A 17,511-nucleotide genomic window follows, 5' to 3' on the forward strand; every position below is an offset into this window, starting at 1 on the left:
CACCACCCTGCCGCCGTCAGTCAGTGAGGTTGTCGGCCCTGAGATGCGGTGGAAGGTGACAGTAGATCAGGTGTTTCTGCCGAGGGAACCCGGACCGCGGTCTTCGACGGACGGCGCTACGGGCATGGGGTCATTCGGTGTCCCGTTCGCCGGGTAGCGGCCGGCGACCGAGCGTACGGGGTGGCGAGAGGCTGGTCACCACCTCGGTGAGGACAGTGCATGCCTCCTCGATCTTCTGATACGTGTTGTCCCGCTCGGCAACGATGGCCGCCAGCAACAGGGTGCTCAGCGCAGCCGCGCCGTTGAGTGCCTGCAGGGTGACCATGTTCTCGACGATGCCGTGGCCCGCGAACGGCCCGCGGCGATCGGTGGCGGCCACAACAGTGAGAACGGACAGCAGCAGCACGCACGGCGCGGCGCCGACCAGCCGGGTGCGCAATGCCGCCCAGATCAGCAACGGGAAGACCAGAAACAGCAAAGGGAGCGGACTGTTCGTGACAGCGGTCGTGACGGCCGCCGTGGCGGCCATCAGCACCGCGGGCTCGGCCCACCCCCTCATGTCGGGCCACCAGGCGGTGCGCAGGCTGAGCAGCACCGGCGTGACCACCAGTACCCCCATCGCGTCCCCGGTCCACCACGCGGACCAGGACGCCCAGAACTCGCTCGCGGAGAGCCCACCAGTGAGCACCAGCGTTCCGCTCCCCACTCCGGAGCTGATCAGCATCCCGGCGAAGGCGCCCCCGAAGACCAGCGCCAGGCCGTCTCTGAGCCGGTCGAGCTCGATCCGGAAACCGAAGAACCGCAGGAGCAGGTAGGAGCAGAGCGGGCCCGCCGTATTGCCGGCGGCGATCGCGAGGGCGCCGGGGCCCAGCGGCCCGAGGGTCGCCATGACCAGGAGGGCGCCCAGCGCGATCCCCGGCCAGACGCGGACACCGGCGAGCAGCAGGCAGGCGAGGGCCACACCGGTGGGCGGCCACAGCGGCGTGACGCGTGCGCCCGCGATGACCACCTGTTCCAGCAGGCCGAGTTTCCCGGTCGTGGCGTACGCGACGGCGACGACAAGGATCGCGAGCCCCGTAGCGGCTGGGCGCCGCAGTCCCTCGGATCGCACCACGCCCGCCATCAGACAACGGCCCGCGCCCGAAGCGGGCCGTGACACGCGGGGCCGCACCCGGTCGCTCACCCGTCGTGGCGCAGGACCAGCACCGCCGCGTCGTCAGCGTGCCCCGTCAGGTCGGCCACTGCGATGACCCGGGCCGCCAGTTCGGCCGGGGCGCCGTCCGCCCCGGCCCGGACAATCCGTAGCACGTGCCCCAGCCCGGCCTCTATCGGGAAGGCCGGCCCCTCCAGCACTCCGTCCGTGACCAGGACGAACGCTCCGCGCCCGGACAACCGGTGACGGGTGACCGGGAAGATTGCACCGGGCACGATGCCCAGGGGGACACCTCCCTCGTCCTCGGCGATGCCGCCGTGCCCGTCGACCGTCGCCCAGATGGCGGGGACGTGGCCGGCCCGCGCGCCGACCAGCTCCCGAGTGGCCGGGTCGAAGCGGAGAAAGCTGCAGGTCGCGAAGAGGTCGCTGTCCATCGACACGAGCAGATCGTTGGTGCAGCTGAGCACCTCACCGGGGTCGGTGGTGAACGCGGTCGCCGCACGCAGGCCGATGCGCACCTGCCCCATGAAGGCCACCGCCTCCACGTCGTGGCCCTGGACGTCGCCGATCGAGAACCCCAGCGACCCGTCCGGCATCAGGAAGCCGTCGTACCAGTCGCCGCCGATGTCCAGTCCGGTCCGAGCGGGCGCGTAGTTGGCAGCCACCCGCAGCCCGAGCAGTTCGGGGAGGGAGCCCGGCAGCATCTCGCGCTGCAGGACCTCGGCCAGCTCGATCCGGGCCCGCTGCAGCTCCGCCCGTTCCCGCGCCTGGGTCGTGAGCCGCCCGAGTTCGGCCAGCAGGTCGTCGGCGCTCACGGGCCGATGGGAACGACGCCGGAACATTGCCCCTCCGAGGCAGGTCGGGCCATGAGCCGCCACTCGATACCACGCGAACGGCGAAAGATCGACTCTCTCCCGGGCTTGGGGCTCGTGGTCCATTGCCGGTCAGCGGCCTGCCCGGGCGGAGAAGGCTCTGAGCAGACCGTGCGCCCGATCGTAGTGCCGCTCCTCGCCGGGCGCCCGCTGAGCCAGAAGGGCAAGGCATCTGCGGCACCCGGGTTCCCGTCCTGCGGGCAGGACTTCCGCGGTGAGCCAGGGTGCCCTTCTCCCCCTCCGGCCACGCAGGCGGCGACACTGCTTGCGCACCGCGGTCAACTGCGCGGTTCCCGGTGCAGACAGCCCCAGCACGTGCGGCGCGCTTCGCGCAGCCCACGCTTCTCTCCTCGCGGTGTAGCACGCGGCGGACCGCGCCGTGCCGGGCGGCCGATCCCCGGGGGCCAAGGATGATGGCGCTATTTGAAAACGGGTCTGGACGGAATTTCGTGACGGGTCGCAGGGATGTTGTCGAGAGGTGGTGCCAAGGGCAGCAGCGTCGGCGGTGCGGTGGTCGGATACCCCGTGTCACCCACGGCGAGTGCCGCCTCCGCGAGCGCGGCCGGACCCGCCGCACGCACCCGTGGCCGATCGGAAGACCCTGTTCATAAGCGCCCGCGCGGTGCTCACGGAGTTCCCGGTCCGCAGGCGTCGTCTTCGCTCTCTCCGGTTCTGCGTCATCGGCCGCCCTTTTCACCGACAGGAGTCGGCCGTTGAACGCATCAGCCCGCGACAGCCTCGGCCCAGCCCTGATTGACCGTCTGCCTCGCCTTGTCGAGTTGGGCGTCGTCCGGAAACCGCGGCGTCCCCTCTACTGTCGGCAGGCGTGCGGCGGCGGTCTCGTCGAGGGTGCCGTTCTCTTTCATGGTGTCCATGAGCACGGGGCGGGCGAGGCCGAGCAGACGGAGATTCTGGCCCTCGGGGCTGAAGAGGTACTCCTGCCAGAGGCGGGCAGCCGCAGGGTGCGGGGCGTTCTTGTTGATCGCCATGGCGAAGTACTCGGAGTACGTGCCGTCGAGGGGGATGGAGACCTGCCACTTGATGCCCTTGCCGCGGAGCTGGTCGGTGTGGCCGAGGTTGATGTAGTCCCAGTTGATGCTGATGCGTGTGCGGCCGCTCGCGACGTTGTCCGAGGTGGACTCGACGGGGTTGAAATTGCCGCGCGTGTTGAGCCTGGCGAAGAAGTCGAGACCGGGCTGGATGTTGTCGAACGATCCGTCGTTCGCCAGCGCGGCCGCGAAGACGCTGGCGAAGGCGGTACCCGACCGAGGCGGGTAGCCCGCGAGCGAGACCATGCCCTTGTAGCGACGGTTCAGCAGGTCGGCGAAGGTCTGGGGGCAGGGCTTGACCCGCTTGGCGTTGCAGCCGATGGAGATGTAGCCGCCGTAGTTGTTGTACCAGCGGGCCCGCGGGTCCTTCTGGCTGCCGGGGATCGAGTCGTACGCGGCGACCTTGTATGGCGCGAGCAGGTTCCGTCTCACCGCCGCCCGAGCGAACGTGTCGCCCACGTCGATCACGTCCAGCGCGTTCGGCCGGTTGCCGCGGTTCTGCAGCGCCTCGATCTCGTCCTCGCTGTGGCCGAACGGATTCTCGACCGTGACCCTGATCCCGTACTTCTTCTCGAAGCCGTCAAACAGGCCGCCGTAGTTGGCCCAGTCACGCGGCAACGCCATCGCCTGGAGCTTGCCCTCCTTCTTCGCTGCGGCGATCAGCGCGCCCATGCCGCCCACGTTCGCGGCGGAGGTGGCCAGTGACGGCTTCGCGGTGCTGGCCGGAGGCCTGTTCTCGCAGGCGCTCAGGCCGCCCAGTGCAGCGAGGGTGAAGCAGCCGAGGACGGCCGCTGCTCGGGCACGGGGTGCGGTCACGACGACTCCAGGGTGGGGCGTGCAACAAGGGTCATCACCGGCGGACGTCTGGTGGGGCCGGGCAGCTCGGGCCACCGGAGTGAAGGACCGGTGCCGCAGTGCCGTCCCATACGACGCTGTCACGGGCGCTACCAAGGGCCGAAAAATAGCCATCAAACGGTCATCGGCGCCAGAATACCCGGCCCCACGACAGAAGGACCTCGTCCCGGGCGTCTGCGATCAGGGACTCTCCACGGGAGGCGCCGTCCCCGCCGTGCCATGCCGCCCGGCCACCGCACGGTCGTGCGCTCACAGTGCCTGCACGTCCCAGGAGCCGATCAGGATCTCGCCGAGTTCTTCCGCGCCCCTGGTGCTGTGTGAGAGGGACAGTTCGGTCCAGATGACCTTGCCGTCGCGTGTGTGGCGGGTGCCCCAGCGTTCGGCGAACTGGGCGACGAGGAAGAGTCCGCGGCCGCCCTCGTCGGTGGCCTTCGCCCGGCACAGACGGGGAGAGGTGCTGCTGCCGTCGGAGACCTCGCAGATCAGGGTGCCCGCGGCGGAGCCGCTGTTCGCTACTGTGCGGAGCAGCCGGGCGGTGATGGGCTCGCCGCCGTAGCGGATGGCGTTGGTGATCAGCTCGCTGAGGACGAGCTCGGCGGTGAAGGCGATGCGCTCCAGGCCCCACTCCGCCAGCCGGTCGGCGCAGGCGGTACGCACGCGACGCACCTCCGCCGGGTCGCGGGGGACGTGCCACTCGGCGATCTGCGCGGCGTCGAACCGCCGGGTACCGGCCACCAGCAGCGCGACGTCGTCCCTCGGCCGGTCGGGCAGCATGGCCTCGATCACCGCCGCGCAGGTCGCTTCCGGGGAGCGGCCGGGCCCGGTCAGGGCCTCGCGCAGGGCCTCCAGACCGATGTCCAGGTCGCGGTCGCGCTCCTCGATCAGGCCGTCGGTGTAGAGCACCAGACGGGAGCCCTCGGGCACGGTGAGCTCGGCACTCTCGAAGGGCAGCCTGGTGCCCAGCCCCAGAAGCGGGGAGACGGGTACCGGCGGGAAGGCCACGCTGCCGTCGGGATGGACCAGCGCCGGTCCCGGATGGCCCGCGGTGGCGATGTCCAGCTTCCCGGTCGTGGGATCGTAGACGGCGTACTGGCAGGTTGCCCCAGTGAGCCAGTGCCCGCCCGCCCCGGCGGACTCGTCGGCGTCGATCTGGGCCACCAGCTCGTCCATCCGGTCGAGGATCTCCTCCGGGGGCATGTCCAGGCCGGCAAAGTTGAGCACGGCGGTGCGCAACCGGCCCATGGTCGCCGCGGCGTGGAGGCCGTGGCCGACGACGTCGCCGACCACCAGTGCCACCCGGGCGCCGGAGAGCGGGATGACGTCGAACCAGTCCCCACCCACCCCATGCTGGGCGGGCAGGTAGCGGTAGGCCACGTCGAGGGCCACCTGATCGGGCAGCGCGCGGGGCAGCAGGCTGTGCTGCAGAGCGACGGCCATGGTGTGTTCGCGGGTGTAGCGGCGGGCGTTGTCGATGCACAGCGCTGCCCGGGTGGCCAGCTCCTCAGCAAAGGTCACATCCTCGTCCTCGAAGGGCGGGGAGTCCGTCGACCGCCAGAATTCCGCCATGCCCAGCATCGCCCCGCGGGACCGCAGCGGGACGGCGAGCAGGGAGTGAATGCCGCGGTCGAGGATCCGCCGGGCGCGTTCGGGGTCCTGGTCCCGCCAGTCGGCCCAGGTACTGAGGTCCTTGACCAGGACCGGCCCGTCGCCCGCCATCCTCACGGAGACTGGGTGGAGTAGGTGGTCCGCGGCCGGTCCCGCGACTGCGGCACGGCGCATCTCGGTGTTCGGTCCGCGGGACCCCTCGCCGTGCAGGACCTGTTCCAGCAGTTCGACGGTGACGTTGGCGGCGAACAGGGGCACCGCCACCTCCGCCAGTTCCTCGGCGGTGCGCCGCACGTCCAGCGTGGTGCCGATCCGCAGCCCGGCGTCGTAGAGCAGTCTCAGCCGTTGCCGTGCGACTTCGGCCCTGCCGGAAAGTGCGCGCAACTCTGTGGTGTCCCTCAGCGTCACCACGCTGCCGACCGGTCCCCGGGGCGTCGTGAGCCGCTTGTTGACCGCCAGGAGACGGTCGGCCGCCAGATGCACCTCGTCGGTGGCGGGGCGATCGGAGGCCAGCAGTCCGGCGAGGTCCTCCTCCAGCCCCAGATCGGTGACGTGGCGCCGCTCCGCGTCCGTCGGCAGGTCCAGCAGCCGCCGTGCCTCATCGTTGGCCAGCAGCAGACGGCCGTTGCCGCCAGTGATCAGCACTCCTTCCCGCACGGTGTGCAGGACCGCGTCGTGGTGTTCGTACATCCGGGTCATCTCGGCCGGGCCCAGGCCGTGGGTCCGCCGCCGCAGCAGGTGGCTCACCAAGCCGGACCCGCCCGCGGCGACGACCAGGGCCACACCGGCGCCGCCCAGCAGCACCGGCAGCTGCTGATTCACACTGCGCTGCACCGTCTCAACCCGGACGGGAACGGCCACGACGGCGGCCACCGAACCGTCGGTGTCCCTGACCGGGACCGCCGAAACCACGGACAACCCCAAGGACCCCTTGAAGGTCCTGGTGAACGCCCTACCGTCTGCCGCCTGGGCATAGGGCCCGATGACGTACTTTCCGATCTGGCGCGGGTCGCTGTGGGTGACTGTGACCCCGTCCAGCCCGTACACGATGATGGCGTCGACGTGGGCGGCCTTCCGAGCGGCCTCGGCGCTCGGCTGGAGCACCCCTGTCGGGTCGGGCCCGTTCAGCGCCGTCACGATCCCGGGGGCGTTCGCGAACGTCTGCGCCGCGGCAAGCGTCTTCTCACGGGCGTCCGACATGCTGTCGCGGCGGGCATTCCCCACCAGAGCCACCAGCGCCGCGGCGACGAGCAGCACGACGATCACCAGTTGCAGCAGGAAGACCTCGCCGGCGACACTGCGCACGCTCAGCAGGGAGCGCAGCCGCCGCAACGACCGTTCCATCTTTCCCCCCTGGCGAGACCGACCGCGTTCCCGCGGCCCTGGGTGCCTTCGGGCGCCCAGGGGGCCTGGGTGGCCATGGAGGCTTGGGGAACCTTGGGGGGACTGGACCGGACGGGGACGGGGACCGAGTCCCTGGGTCCCCTCGGATACGCGAGGCACTCTGCGCCCCGATCGCACCCATCGCCCCCGAATTCTACGCATATACCTTTTCTACGCTTGTGTGCAACCACACGGCCAGCGGTGATGGGGGGAGGGGGCCGAAGCATCGCACATACGCCACGTCCTGGGCTGATGTTCCCGTGTCGGTGAGCCTGCCACCCGTCGCCCGGACCGTCATCACGTCCTGCGGGGCGACAGGCTCACCCTTCGGCACGCCGTCACCGAGACCACACCGCTCTTCCCGGCTGCATGTTTCGCGGAGCCGGTGCCGGGATTCGTTCACTCTCCGCCGCCCGGGCCGAGTGTCGGGTAGAGCGTCTCGAAACCATCGGCGTTGAAGTTGTGGATCACGTCCCGGACCCGGTCCGCGCTGGTGAACGTCACCTCTGCGAACAGCACCATCAGCTCAGCGGGCGCGCGCCCGCCGCATGACCGGCGCGCCAACCTGTCTGCCGACGGCAGCCGAGCGCAGCGACCGCGTCGAGGCCACCGCCCGCCAGCACTGCCGTACACAGCTGTCTGCAGGCTGCGAAATCGTCGCGCCCCCCGACACGGCACACGACTATCACACGAGGTGAGAAATAAGTATCAAAGGGCATAAAACTCTCGAGGACGAGAGGGACGCCGTGGGTTGAATTCCGAACGGATCCACCCGCCGGGTGCGACGGCGTCCTTCCTCCACTTCGCGACTGGAAGGCGGCCGGCCCATCGCCAAGTACACCGGCATCAGGGCACCCCCGGTGGTGCCTTGTCGTCAGGAGGACAGGTCGAGGTGCCCGGCGCAGGAACGCTTGCCGACGGATTTGGTGCCGTCGGGACACACAACGTTCTCCCAACTCGTGTCCGACAGATCAGCCCCGTCCAGCCTCGCGCCGCGCAGCGTGGTGCCGGACAACGCGGCCCCCGCCAGATCGGCGTCCCGCAGGTCCGCGTCGCCGAAGTCGACGTTGGTGAGGGACACAGAACGCAGCATCGCGCCCCGAAGCCGTGCTCCCTCGAAACTGACGTTGGTGAGCAGGCTCTTGTCGAGCACGGCTCTGCCAAGGTCGGCACCGCGCAGGTCGACCTCGGCGAGAGTGCCGGAGCTGAGCTGAGCACGCCGCAGATCAGCATCACGCAGGTCCACGCTCTGCAGGGACACGTCGGCCAGCCGCGCTCCGAAGAGGTTGCCGCGGCTGAGGTTGGCCTCAGAGACCGAGCCGGTCAGTTCCGAGCCCTCCAGGTTGACGCACCGGAGTTTCTTCTGCCACAGCTCCACCCCTACAACGGTGCGGCCCGAGAGGTCCTTGCCCGTCCCATCAGGACAGGTCCGGCCCTGCTTCCCCTGCCCGCAGCCAGCTGCGAACCAAACGGACAACGCGAGCGCAGCCGTACACAGCCGCAGACGATACACACGCATGTTCACCAGCCATCCCTGGCATACTCCCGGGGGCGTGTGGCCGCCGGGAATCACCGAGCAGACAAACGATCGGCCTCGTCCATGATCCGGCCCGCCGCTCGCTCTGGCCCCCGGAAGCTGGCTGGTACTCAGCCACCTGGCCGCGGACCTCAACCGCGAGGGCACGGGCGCCATGGTGCGGTCGTTCCAGCGGCGGGGGCCGGCCTTCGTACCGCGGACGAAGGAGGGGGTGGAGAGGTTCTTCGCCACCAACGGTCTGCACCCCGTGGATCCCCGTGTCATCCCCGTCCACCGCTGGTGCCCCGACCGCGCCGGGCCGGTCCCGCAGGTACCGGACCCCGAATACCTCGCTTCCCTCGATCTCATCGACAGGATCAAGTACCACTGCATCAACGACGCCACCGACAGCGACGTCAGCGTGTACGCCGCCATCGCCCCCAAGCCTCGGTCAGCACGCGCGGATACCTGAAGCCGGCGGCAAGCCCCTGCGCACGCGCCGCCCAGGGCGGGATGATGCAGGCCACGGCCGTGCCGTTCGTTCACGTGGACGGCGAACCGCCCGGCCTGGGCGGCGGCCGACGAAGCGGACATGGGCTTCTGCGGTAGGCCGCCCGGCGTATTGCGTGGGACTCCGGGCTCGCGGAGGAGCCTGCCCAAGGGCAGACTGGAGGTGTGTCCGCTTCGCCTGAGCCGGTGCTCCTCCTCGTGGACAGCGAACAAGTCGAAATTCAGGCTGACCTGGGAGTGTTTTATCCTGGCGGGGGCTGTGACTGGGGCGGCTTCCTGCGGGGTGTGCCAGTGCGGCTGGCTGCTGCCGTACAGCGCGGCGATGATGCGCGGCTTCGCCTCAGCGAGGGCCAGGTGAGGCCGATTCACCCGCTGGGGCCGTCACGGATCGGTGATCGGGGGCGCCTGGTGGTGCCCTTCGCAGGTGAGGGGACGGTCCTGTTCTCGTCGCGCCCGGTTTCAGCATCCTTGAACTGCTGCCCTCGGATGGGGCGTGAGCGCAGCGCGGTTCACGCCCAAGCCGGACGCCGTTTGGTGCACCCACCGCCGGCTGACGCGTGTTTGGCCGGTGCTTCGGTGGGCACTCCGGCTGCATGCGGCCACGACATGACGGCACATCCGGCACGAGGCAGCGGTGGAAGGGCCGGCTCGTCGCTGCACCCCTGGCCGCGCTGTTGCTCGTCGGCTGCTTCGCGTACGGAGATTCCGACGACTTCCGTGCGAGGCAGCCTTCTCCAAGGACGGCGCGCGAGGTACCGCTCAGGGTCGTGGAGCAGAACGGCCTGACGCTGGCGTTCATCCCCGTGAGCATCGAAGGCGAGGGACCCTTCATGTTCGCCCTGGACACCGGTGCCTCGACCAGCGTCGTCGATGACGACGTCGCCGACCGGGTCGGCCTTGAGCCCACCGGGGAACGCCGTTCAGTGAGCGGGGTTCTCGGCAGCGGGAAGGTTCCCGTTGCCCAGGTGGACCAGTGGGACGTCGGAAACATACGTCTCGATCCGGGTGAGGTCACGGTCATCGACCTGGGCTCTCCCACAGACGGCGGTGGCATTCAGGGCTTGCTCGGCTCGGACGTGCTTAGTGACTTCGGCTCGATCACCATCGACTACGACGACGGCGTCCTCACCATCCCTGCCCCGGGATGACTGGGCCCCGACGAAGACCACCGTCACCGTCCGTCTCTCGGCGCCCTGGCGAGGTGGCCCTCGCGGTGCAGGCGGTCGGCCCGCTCCCTCTGTGGGGCCGTTGGCCCCTCCAGTCAGCGCCCTCACGAACATGCCCAAGGCTGATCCTCGCCTCTTGCGGTCGACACCCGAGCCTCGGTGGGCCGACCCTGGAAGGGGAATATATGGGTGATACGGGAGAAAAGGAGTGTCGAGATGGAATGGTGGAGCTGGCTCATCGTCGCTCTCGCGATCGTCCTGGCGGGCGCCGCCCTGGTCGTTCCACTGCAGGCGCGGCGCCGCTCCGGTGGTGTGATAGCTCAGGGTCGCCGACCTCGCGAGGGAGGAGGGCCGAAGCCGTGACCGCCTACATGCGGGCCAGCGAGATCGCCAAGAAGCCGGTGGTCACACTGGCGGGGGACGACCTCGGGCAGGTCAAGGACCTGGTCTTCGACGCCTCGACGGGCAGCATTCGATGCTTCACCCTCGCCGGCCGCGGCCTGCTGGCGGGCCCGCTCCACCGAGCCCTCTTGTGGAGAAACGTCCATGCCCTGGGTCCGCACGCGGTCATGGTGCGCGACGAGAGCGCGCTGGAGAAGGACGACAGGGCCGCCCGATTCGGCGCGACGGAGCCAGGCGGAGGCAATGTCCTGGGTGTCGCGATCACGACCCGCAGCGGAGAGCGGCTAGGTACGGTCACCGACGCCGTCGTCGAGACAGGCAGGACTCCGGTGGTGGCGGGCTACGAGATCGAAACCGACGAGCACCGCCGCGTCCTGCTGCCGGTTGCCGGACCCGTCACCGTCTCCGGCGAGCGCGTACTCGTTCCGGACGCCACAGCACAGTACCGAGCCGGTGACCTGAGCGGTTTTGGTACCGCCGCGGAGAGCCTGCGCGTCCGCCTCCAGCAGGACTCGCATGAGGAGTGACCCATGCTGATCACCAAGGCCCAGGGCAAGCCCGTCATGGACCTCGCGACAGCCGAGACAGTAGGGACGGTCGCCGCGTGCACCGTCACACCGTCGCCAGCGCGCATCGTCGGCCTGCGCCTGAGGACCCGCGGCCGCGGACACCACACCCTCGAATGGACAGACGTCCAGTCGTTCGGCCCAGACGCGGTCGCCGTCGAAGAGGCCACTCGGATCCGCGACGAGAAGACCATCGATCGTGGCGACCACGCCCATCCGGCACACGACCCCGTCGGAAAGGCGATACTGACCGAATCAGGCGTCAACAAGGGCACCGTGACCGACATCGAATTCGACGAACGATCAGGACGTATCCGTCAACTGCTCACCGATCAGGAGCAGATCCCGGGCGACGAACTCCTCGGAGTCGGCAGCTACGCAGTTGTAGTCACCGCCTCGCAATGACAACATCAGGGTGTCAGGGTCCTGGGCCACAATCGTCACATGGGCTTCGTCCGTACTTCTGGAAGTGGGTCGAGCTGCGTCGTCACCCTTGGACGTACGCCGCCCACACTCAGTGTCCGAAGATGTGCCGTGCCCGGCGGCGGTGATCTGACTGCGACGGCGGTGGGCGGTCGGCCTCCCGGTCCTCTGCCACGGGCGCGGCAGGCACGGACTCCCGCCTGCGGTGCCGCCGCTTCGCTCCAGCGGTGAGCACGGCCAGGCCCAAGCAGAAGATAAGGGCCAGCCCTACGCCGGAGAGGAACAGCTCCGGCCCATTTAGCGTCGCGATCTGGTTGCCGAATATCTCCACCGCGTACTCAGGTCCGTCTGAAAAGTTCTCTGCGGCAGCAATAGCCGTGAACGCACCGGTGGCCAGTACCAGCAGGAGCGCCAACGTGAGCATTGCTCTCACCTCCTGATCCGGTCATAATTCTGATCTTCTTGAAGTACCCGATGCCGGTCGTACCACACACGTTCTGGGCAGCGCAGCCGACCCACGGCAGCCCGGGAATTGCTCGGGTGGTGGATAGCTGTCAGCCGGCCACTGCAGTGGCTGCTTACTTGATCACGCGCTGCCCAGGGTATGAACCTGGTGGCGGCGACACCGTGTGTCGCCGGACTCACGCGGGGCTCACTGGCTTGAGTCGTCCAGGTGGGAGACCAGGAGGACGTCGTCCGTTGCGCAGATGGGTGGGCCGCTCTGCGATGGTCATCTGCTGGGGGAAACGGTCACCCAGTCTGGTGTTGCGTCACCGCGAGCCCAGTGTCGCCGTTCCTTGAGGGTTCAGAGATCGCCGGCAACAGCCCGTATCGGAGTCGCGAAACCCCCTCGCGTCTACCCCTCCCGGCCGCCGGCGCAGCGCTCTCCGCACACCTCAGTGTGCTCCGCGCACCGCGCTCCCTGCCGGGCCCGATCGTCATGACTCGCTGACGCGGTCAAGGACGCCGGTCCCCAACTGGTCCCCAAGAATGATCAAGGGCCGGTTTCGGATGCCTCCGAAACCGGCCCTGACCTGCGACTCATAAGAGTCGGGACGACAGGATTTGAACCTGCGACCCCTTGACCCCCAGTCAAGTGCGCTACCAAGCTGCGCCACGTCCCGGTGCGCCACCCGCGGTGAACCGCATGATCGCGCGAACAGCACTTTACCGCACGCCGTGGGCCACGCCGAAAGGGGCACCGGGCGCGAGACAATCGACGCATGGGCAGCACGCCGTCAGGACGACAGACCGACGCACGGGACCGGGACAGCGAGGGCCGGGCACGCAACGCCCGCCCACGGGACGGTCTCGGGCGCCCCCTGCCGTATGACGCGGACGGCGTGGCCCGCCAGCCCGAGGGCGTCGTCCGCACCCCCGAGCAGACCGTCACCGAGGCGCAGGAGCTCCTGGACGCCGGGAAACCGTTCCACGCGCACGAGGTCTTCGAGGACGCCTGGAAATCGGGCCCCGAGGAGGAGCGGGCCCTGTGGCGGGGCCTGGCACAGCTCGCCGTGGGCCTTACACACGCCGCCCGGGGCAACGTCACCGGCGGGGCGCGGCTGCTGCAGCGCGGGGCCGGGGCGGTCGCGGAGTGGGTGGCGTCGGATGCCGGGCGGCAGCGGCCGTACGGGATGGATCTCGGGGGGCTGGTCGTGTGGGCACGGGAGCTGGCCGGGGTCGTGGAGGAGGGGGCCGAGACGGTGGACGCCGGGGAGCGGACGCCTCGGCTGCGGGGGTGGTCGTAGGGGCCGGCGGGCGCCCGGGGGCCCAGCCACCTCAGTGCACGCGGCGGGCCCTCCAAGCCGCTCGGCGGCGCGCACGGTGATAGTGGCGGCAGGCACGCGGGCCCGGCAGGGGCAGCCATGCGGTCCGCCCCGCCAGCCGGCGCGGCCGCGGGAAGCCCACCGTGCAGGATCGCGCACCGTCCCCAGCGCGCCCCCGGCGTCGCGGGCCGACACCGACAAGGGCCGTCCCGACGGCACAGGCTCAGGGCTCTGGCCGAGCAGGCCTCATCACAGTGAGCGTCCCGGCTGGTCCTGTCGTAGGAACGGCTGCTCGGACGACCCGGTTCAGCCCAGCGGTCCGGCCGCGCGGGAGCCGGGGCCGTCCGTCACCACGATGAGCGCGGGCGCGGTGTCCGCGTTGTCAGTGGCGTACGGCAGACTCGACGCGTGCGAAAGATTCATGTCATCGGTATCGGCGCGGGCGACCCCGACCAGCTGACCCTGCAGGCGGTCAGGGCGCTGCGGAGCACGGACGTGTTCTTCATCCTCGGCAAGGGCGAGGTGAAGTCGGACCTCACCCGGCTCCGCCGGGACATGCTGGACGCGCACATACCGGAGGGGGCGTACCGCGTCGTCGAGGCGCGGGATCCCGAGCGGGACCGGTCCGCAGGTGGGGCCGCCTACTCCCCCGCCGTCGGGGACTGGCGCAGTGCCCGTGCCGGGATCTACGAGCGGTTGATCACCGAGGAGCTGGGCGAGGACCAGACGGGCGCGTTCCTGGTGTGGGGCGATCCGTCGCTGTACGACAGCACGATCGGGATCCTGGAGGAGGTGCTCGACAAGGGCGCCGTGGAGTTCGAGTACGACGTCGTGCCGGGGATCAGCAGTGTCTCGGCGCTTGTCGCACGGCATCGGACGGGGCTGAACCGGGTGGCCCGGCCCGTGCAGATCACCACCGGGCGGCGGCTCGCCGAGGGCTTCCCGGACGACGTGGACGACGTGGTGGTGATGCTCGACGCCCACCAGGCCTTCCGGCAGTACGCCGACCAGGACATGGACATCTACTGGGGCGCCTACATAGGCACACCGGACGAGATCCTCGCCTCGGGGCCCATCGCCGAGGCCGCTCCCCGCATCGAGCGGCTGCGCGCGGAGGCCCGCGAGCGCAAGGGCTGGATCATGGACACGTATCTGCTGCGCCGCCACCCCAAGGACGACCGGGGGGACGGCCAGTAGGACCACCGGTAAGCACGCCACCCGGGCGAACGGTCCCGGCATGCGGCGCCAGTTGTACTGTGACCGCCTGGATCCGGACGCCCTCACCGGGGCCGCGACCAGCCCGGAGGGCCTGCACGGGCTGCCCTCGCCATGGGCTGCCGCAGCGGAGCCCGGAGTTGGCCGGCGCGCCGCCCGCTGAAAACCGCGGGTCTGCCGGTCCTGCGCTGCGGGCTGTGCCGGATCCGCAAGGGGCCGTACGAAACCTCGTGGCAGACCGGGAACCGCTGCCACCGACCTCCGCTGTGGCTGCGGGCGACGACCAGGTACGGCGAGGTGTGGGCCTACAACCTCGAACACCTCGACCAGATCAGGCGGTTCGTCGCCGCCGACCTGCGGGAGCGGGCGCCCTGGTACGACACGGGTCAGAAGATGACGCTGGTCGCCAGGCTCCCGGCCTGGATGAAGAGCGCCAAGAACCGCACCGAAGTCCCGCGCTCCATCGACCGCATCCGCGCCTCCGTCACGGCGAGTTGAACCCCAGCCATTCCAGCGCCCCCGCCGCATCGGGCACGGTGTCCACGCCCTCGGGCAACGGCGGCCGTTGCACGAGGACGACGGGAAGGATGAGTTGGCGGGCCGCCGCGAGTTTTGCGGCCGTCGCCTCTCCGCCGCTGTCCTTCGTCACCAGTACGTCGATGCGGTGCTCGCCCAGCAGCGCCGACTCGTCGGCCACCGTGAACGGACCGCGGGCCAGCAGCACTTCGGTGTAGGGCGGCAGCGGCGGCTCGGGCGGCTCTACGGAGCGTACGACGAAGTGCAGGTCGGACAGGTGCGCGAAGGCCGCAAGGCCCAGGCGTCCGGTGGTGAGGAAGACGCGTCGGCCGAGCAGGGGCAGCAGGTCGGCAGCCAGGTCCAGGGACGGGACCGGGTGCCAGCGGTCCCCGGGCTCGGGGCGCCAGCCGGGACGGCGTAACACCACTGAGGGGACCCCGGTCGCCGCCGCGGCCCGCGCCGCGTTCGCCGTGATCGACTCGGCGAAGGGATGCGTGGCGTCGACGAGGGCGTCCACGCGCTCCTTGCGAAGCCAGTCGGCCAGTCCCTGTGCCCCGCCGAACCCTCCGACGCGTACGTCCCCGGCGAGCGCCCCCGGCCGTGACACGCGTCCGGCGAGCGAGGTGGTGACCCGGACTCCGGGGCGTGCCGCCAGCTCGGCGGCGAGTTGGCGGGCCTCGGTGGTGCCGCCGAGGATCAGGACGTGGGGGGACATGGGGCGAGCGTACGAAACGGACGGCGAGGAGCGTATGCCGGGTGCGGGAATCCGAGCCGCCGCATCGCTATCGTCCCTGGCATGGAATCCGTGCGTGCCGTCCTGATCGACATCGACGGGGTCCTCACCGTCTCCTGGCAGCCGCTGCCCGGTGCGGTCGAGGCGCTGCGGGAGATCCGCGAGGCCGGGCTCGGCGTCGTGCTGGTCACCAACACGACGTCACGGACCCGGGCGTCGATCGCCGGGACGCTGGCGGACGCGGGGTTCCCGGTGTCCGCGGAGGACATCCTGACCGCGCCCGCCGTGACCGCCGCGTATCTCGCCGAGCACTGTCCGGGGGCGCGGTGTGTGCTGCTGAACAGCGGGGACATCGCGGAGGATCTGGGTGGGGTCACTGTCATGGACGAAGAGGAGGAAGAGGAGGAAGAGGACGAAGAGGAAGGAGACGCCGTTCCCGACGTCGTGGTCGTCGGGGGTGCCGGTCCCGAGTTCGGCTACGCGGCGCTCAACCGGGCCTTCGGGTATCTGCAGCGCGGGGCGCGGCTGGTCGCCATGCACCGGAACCTGTACTGGCGTACCGACCGAGGGTTGCAGCTCGACACGGGGGCGTTTCTGAATGGGCTCGAGAAGGCCGCCCGCATCGAGGCGGAGATCACCGGGAAGCCGTCGGCCGCTTTCTTCGAGGCGGCGCTGGCCCATGTGGGGGTCGGTGCGGACGAGGCGGTGATGGTGGGGGACGACATCGAGTCGGACGTACTGGCGGCGCAGCGGGCCGGGGTGACGGGGGTGCTGGTGAAGACGGGGAAGTACCTGCCGGAGACGCATGAGTCGGCGAGCGGCACGCCCGGCCAAGTCATCGACTCGTTCGCGGATCTGCCCGCGCTGCTGCGAGGGCCGCTGCGGTCAGCGCAATAGTAGTTGCAGGCCGCCCACGACCGTCGCCCCGATCACGAGCTGCTCGAACAATCGCTGGTTGATTCGGCTCACAGCCCATTTGCCCAACAACGCGCCGGGCACTACGAACACCACGAGCGCGGCGTCAAGAAGCAGCGAGGGGCCGTCGATCAGGCCCAGGCCCACGCTGAAGGGCACCTTGGACACGTTCACGATCAGGAAGAAGAAAGCCGAGGTGCCCAGGAAGCCGAGCTTCCGGAAGCCGGCCGAGAGGAGATACATCGACATCACGGGGCCGCCCGCGTTGGCGACCATCGTGGTGAAGCCGCCGAGGACGCCGTACGAGCGGGCCTTGATCCGGCCGGTCCGGGTGACGACCGAGTCCGGCTCCTCCTCCTTCTCGGTCCTGCGGCGGCGCCACACCGTCACTCCGGCCATCAGCAGCAGGATCGCGCCGATCGACGTCCGGACGATTCCGTCGTCCGCCCAGACCAGGAACAGCGTGCCGAACACCACGCCCGCCGCGACCGCCGGGAACAGCCGCCACAGCGTGGGCCAGTGGGCGTGCCGCCGGTAGGTGAGGACGGCGAGGACGTCCCCGGCGATCAGGATCGGCAGCAGTACGCCGGTGGAGGCGCGGGCGGGCAGTACGGCCGCGAAGATCGCCAGGCTGACCGTGTTGGCCCCGCTCACAGCCGTCTTGGAGAAGCCGACGAGCAGAGCCGCGAAGGCGAGCGCGGCGAACTCCCAACCGGAGATGTGCCAGAGAGTCATCGTGTCCATGCGGGGACCGATGCTACGTGCACCTAACCGATGCCCGTAAGCACCGTCTCGCCAGGCGGCCTCTGGACGCCGTGGCGTGCGGCGACTCCCGCGGCGGTCTCGCCCATGGAGCACGGCCGACG

The 17,511-nt window shown here is 70.0% G+C and carries 16 protein-coding genes, 1 tRNA gene and 1 pseudogene; 8 read left to right on the plus strand and 10 right to left on the minus strand.

Annotation, left to right across the window (positions count from 1 at the left end; genetic code table 11):
* Window positions 1-130 precede the first annotated feature (130 nt).
* The 6 genes and pseudogenes from AQJ91_RS19950 to AQJ91_RS19970 all read right to left on the minus strand — a co-directional run bounded on the left by AQJ91_RS19950 (window position 131) and on the right by AQJ91_RS19970 (window position 8,295).
* Complete coding sequence (locus AQJ91_RS19950) at window positions 131-1,114, minus strand: MASE1 domain-containing protein (protein ID WP_067023768.1); 984 nt, start codon at window positions 1,112-1,114, stop codon at window positions 131-133.
* 65 nt (window positions 1,115-1,179) lie between these two features.
* A complete protein-coding gene (locus tag AQJ91_RS19955) occupies window positions 1,180-1,995 on the minus strand; it encodes a PP2C family protein-serine/threonine phosphatase (RefSeq protein WP_067023304.1) in 816 nt (271 codons plus the stop codon).
* 752 nt (window positions 1,996-2,747) lie between these two features.
* Window positions 2,748-3,890: an ABC transporter substrate-binding protein gene (locus AQJ91_RS19960; RefSeq protein ID WP_067023307.1), complete on the minus strand. Its 1,143-nt coding sequence runs from the start codon at window positions 3,888-3,890 to the stop codon at window positions 2,748-2,750.
* A gap of 288 nt (window positions 3,891-4,178) precedes the next feature.
* A complete protein-coding gene (locus AQJ91_RS19965; protein WP_067023310.1) occupies window positions 4,179-6,878 on the minus strand; it encodes a SpoIIE family protein phosphatase in 2,700 nt (899 codons plus the stop codon).
* A gap of 465 nt (window positions 6,879-7,343) precedes the next feature.
* Window positions 7,344-7,427: pseudogene (locus tag AQJ91_RS57375) on the minus strand (helix-turn-helix domain-containing protein); the annotation flags it as partial.
* A 364-nt stretch (window positions 7,428-7,791) separates the two neighbouring features.
* A complete protein-coding gene (locus AQJ91_RS19970; RefSeq protein ID WP_067023313.1) occupies window positions 7,792-8,295 on the minus strand; it encodes a pentapeptide repeat-containing protein in 504 nt (167 codons plus the stop codon).
* Window positions 8,296-8,539: 244 nt separating this feature from the next.
* Here AQJ91_RS19970 and AQJ91_RS19975 point away from each other — a divergent pair, with 244 nt between their 5' ends.
* The 4 genes from AQJ91_RS19975 to AQJ91_RS19990 all read left to right on the plus strand — a co-directional run bounded on the left by AQJ91_RS19975 (window position 8,540) and on the right by AQJ91_RS19990 (window position 11,482).
* Complete coding sequence (locus tag AQJ91_RS19975) at window positions 8,540-8,905, plus strand: SAM-dependent methyltransferase (RefSeq protein ID WP_079085065.1); 366 nt, start codon at window positions 8,540-8,542, stop codon at window positions 8,903-8,905.
* Between the two features lie 805 nt (window positions 8,906-9,710).
* Window positions 9,711-10,091: a retropepsin-like aspartic protease gene (locus tag AQJ91_RS19980; protein WP_067023319.1), complete on the plus strand. Its 381-nt coding sequence runs from the start codon at window positions 9,711-9,713 to the stop codon at window positions 10,089-10,091.
* Window positions 10,092-10,468: 377 nt separating this feature from the next.
* The gene (locus AQJ91_RS19985) at window positions 10,469-11,038 is read left to right on the plus strand and encodes a PRC-barrel domain-containing protein (protein ID WP_067023322.1); all 570 of its coding nucleotides are present in this window, start codon (window positions 10,469-10,471) and stop codon (window positions 11,036-11,038) included.
* Window positions 11,039-11,041: 3 nt separating this feature from the next.
* A complete protein-coding gene (locus AQJ91_RS19990) occupies window positions 11,042-11,482 on the plus strand; it encodes a PRC-barrel domain-containing protein (protein WP_067023325.1) in 441 nt (146 codons plus the stop codon).
* 109 nt (window positions 11,483-11,591) lie between these two features.
* On the opposite strand, the gene AQJ91_RS54470 is transcribed toward AQJ91_RS19990, so the two are convergent.
* Window positions 11,592-11,924, minus strand: coding sequence for a hypothetical protein (locus tag AQJ91_RS54470; RefSeq protein ID WP_067023329.1), 333 nt, complete (start codon window positions 11,922-11,924; stop codon window positions 11,592-11,594).
* A 626-nt stretch (window positions 11,925-12,550) separates the two neighbouring features.
* A tRNA-Pro gene (locus AQJ91_RS20000) sits at window positions 12,551-12,624 on the minus strand.
* Between the two features lie 99 nt (window positions 12,625-12,723).
* Between AQJ91_RS20000 and AQJ91_RS20005 the strand changes: the two genes are divergently transcribed.
* From AQJ91_RS20005 to AQJ91_RS58270, 3 genes are all read left to right on the plus strand, one after another.
* Window positions 12,724-13,248, plus strand: a complete 525-nt coding sequence (locus tag AQJ91_RS20005; protein ID WP_067023332.1) for a DUF309 domain-containing protein — start codon at window positions 12,724-12,726, stop codon at window positions 13,246-13,248.
* 426 nt (window positions 13,249-13,674) lie between these two features.
* Window positions 13,675-14,463 (plus strand): precorrin-6A synthase (deacetylating), encoded by a 789-nt coding sequence (gene cobF, locus AQJ91_RS20010; protein ID WP_067023336.1) that lies wholly within the window; start codon window positions 13,675-13,677, stop codon window positions 14,461-14,463.
* A 132-nt stretch (window positions 14,464-14,595) separates the two neighbouring features.
* Window positions 14,596-14,979 (plus strand): hypothetical protein, encoded by a 384-nt coding sequence (locus AQJ91_RS58270; protein WP_407696880.1) that lies wholly within the window; start codon window positions 14,596-14,598, stop codon window positions 14,977-14,979.
* On the opposite strand, the gene AQJ91_RS20020 is transcribed toward AQJ91_RS58270, so the two are convergent.
* Window positions 14,966-15,712, minus strand: a complete 747-nt coding sequence (locus AQJ91_RS20020) for a cobalt-precorrin-6A reductase (RefSeq protein WP_067023339.1) — start codon at window positions 15,710-15,712, stop codon at window positions 14,966-14,968. The genes AQJ91_RS58270 and AQJ91_RS20020 overlap by 14 nt on opposite strands.
* Window positions 15,713-15,793: 81 nt before the next feature.
* Here AQJ91_RS20020 and AQJ91_RS20025 point away from each other — a divergent pair, with 81 nt between their 5' ends.
* Window positions 15,794-16,627 (plus strand): HAD-IIA family hydrolase, encoded by an 834-nt coding sequence (locus AQJ91_RS20025; protein ID WP_067023342.1) that lies wholly within the window; start codon window positions 15,794-15,796, stop codon window positions 16,625-16,627.
* On the opposite strand, the gene AQJ91_RS20030 is transcribed toward AQJ91_RS20025, so the two are convergent.
* On the minus strand, window positions 16,616-17,389 hold the full coding sequence (locus AQJ91_RS20030) for a sulfite exporter TauE/SafE family protein (RefSeq protein WP_067023345.1): 774 nt from the start codon (window positions 17,387-17,389) through the stop codon (window positions 16,616-16,618). The two genes, AQJ91_RS20025 and AQJ91_RS20030, sit on opposite strands and share 12 nt — an antisense overlap.
* Window positions 17,390-17,511 lie beyond the last annotated feature (122 nt).

It is taken from the genome of Streptomyces dysideae (assembly GCF_001514305.1).
GTDB lineage: Bacteria > Actinomycetota > Actinomycetes > Streptomycetales > Streptomycetaceae > Streptomyces > Streptomyces dysideae.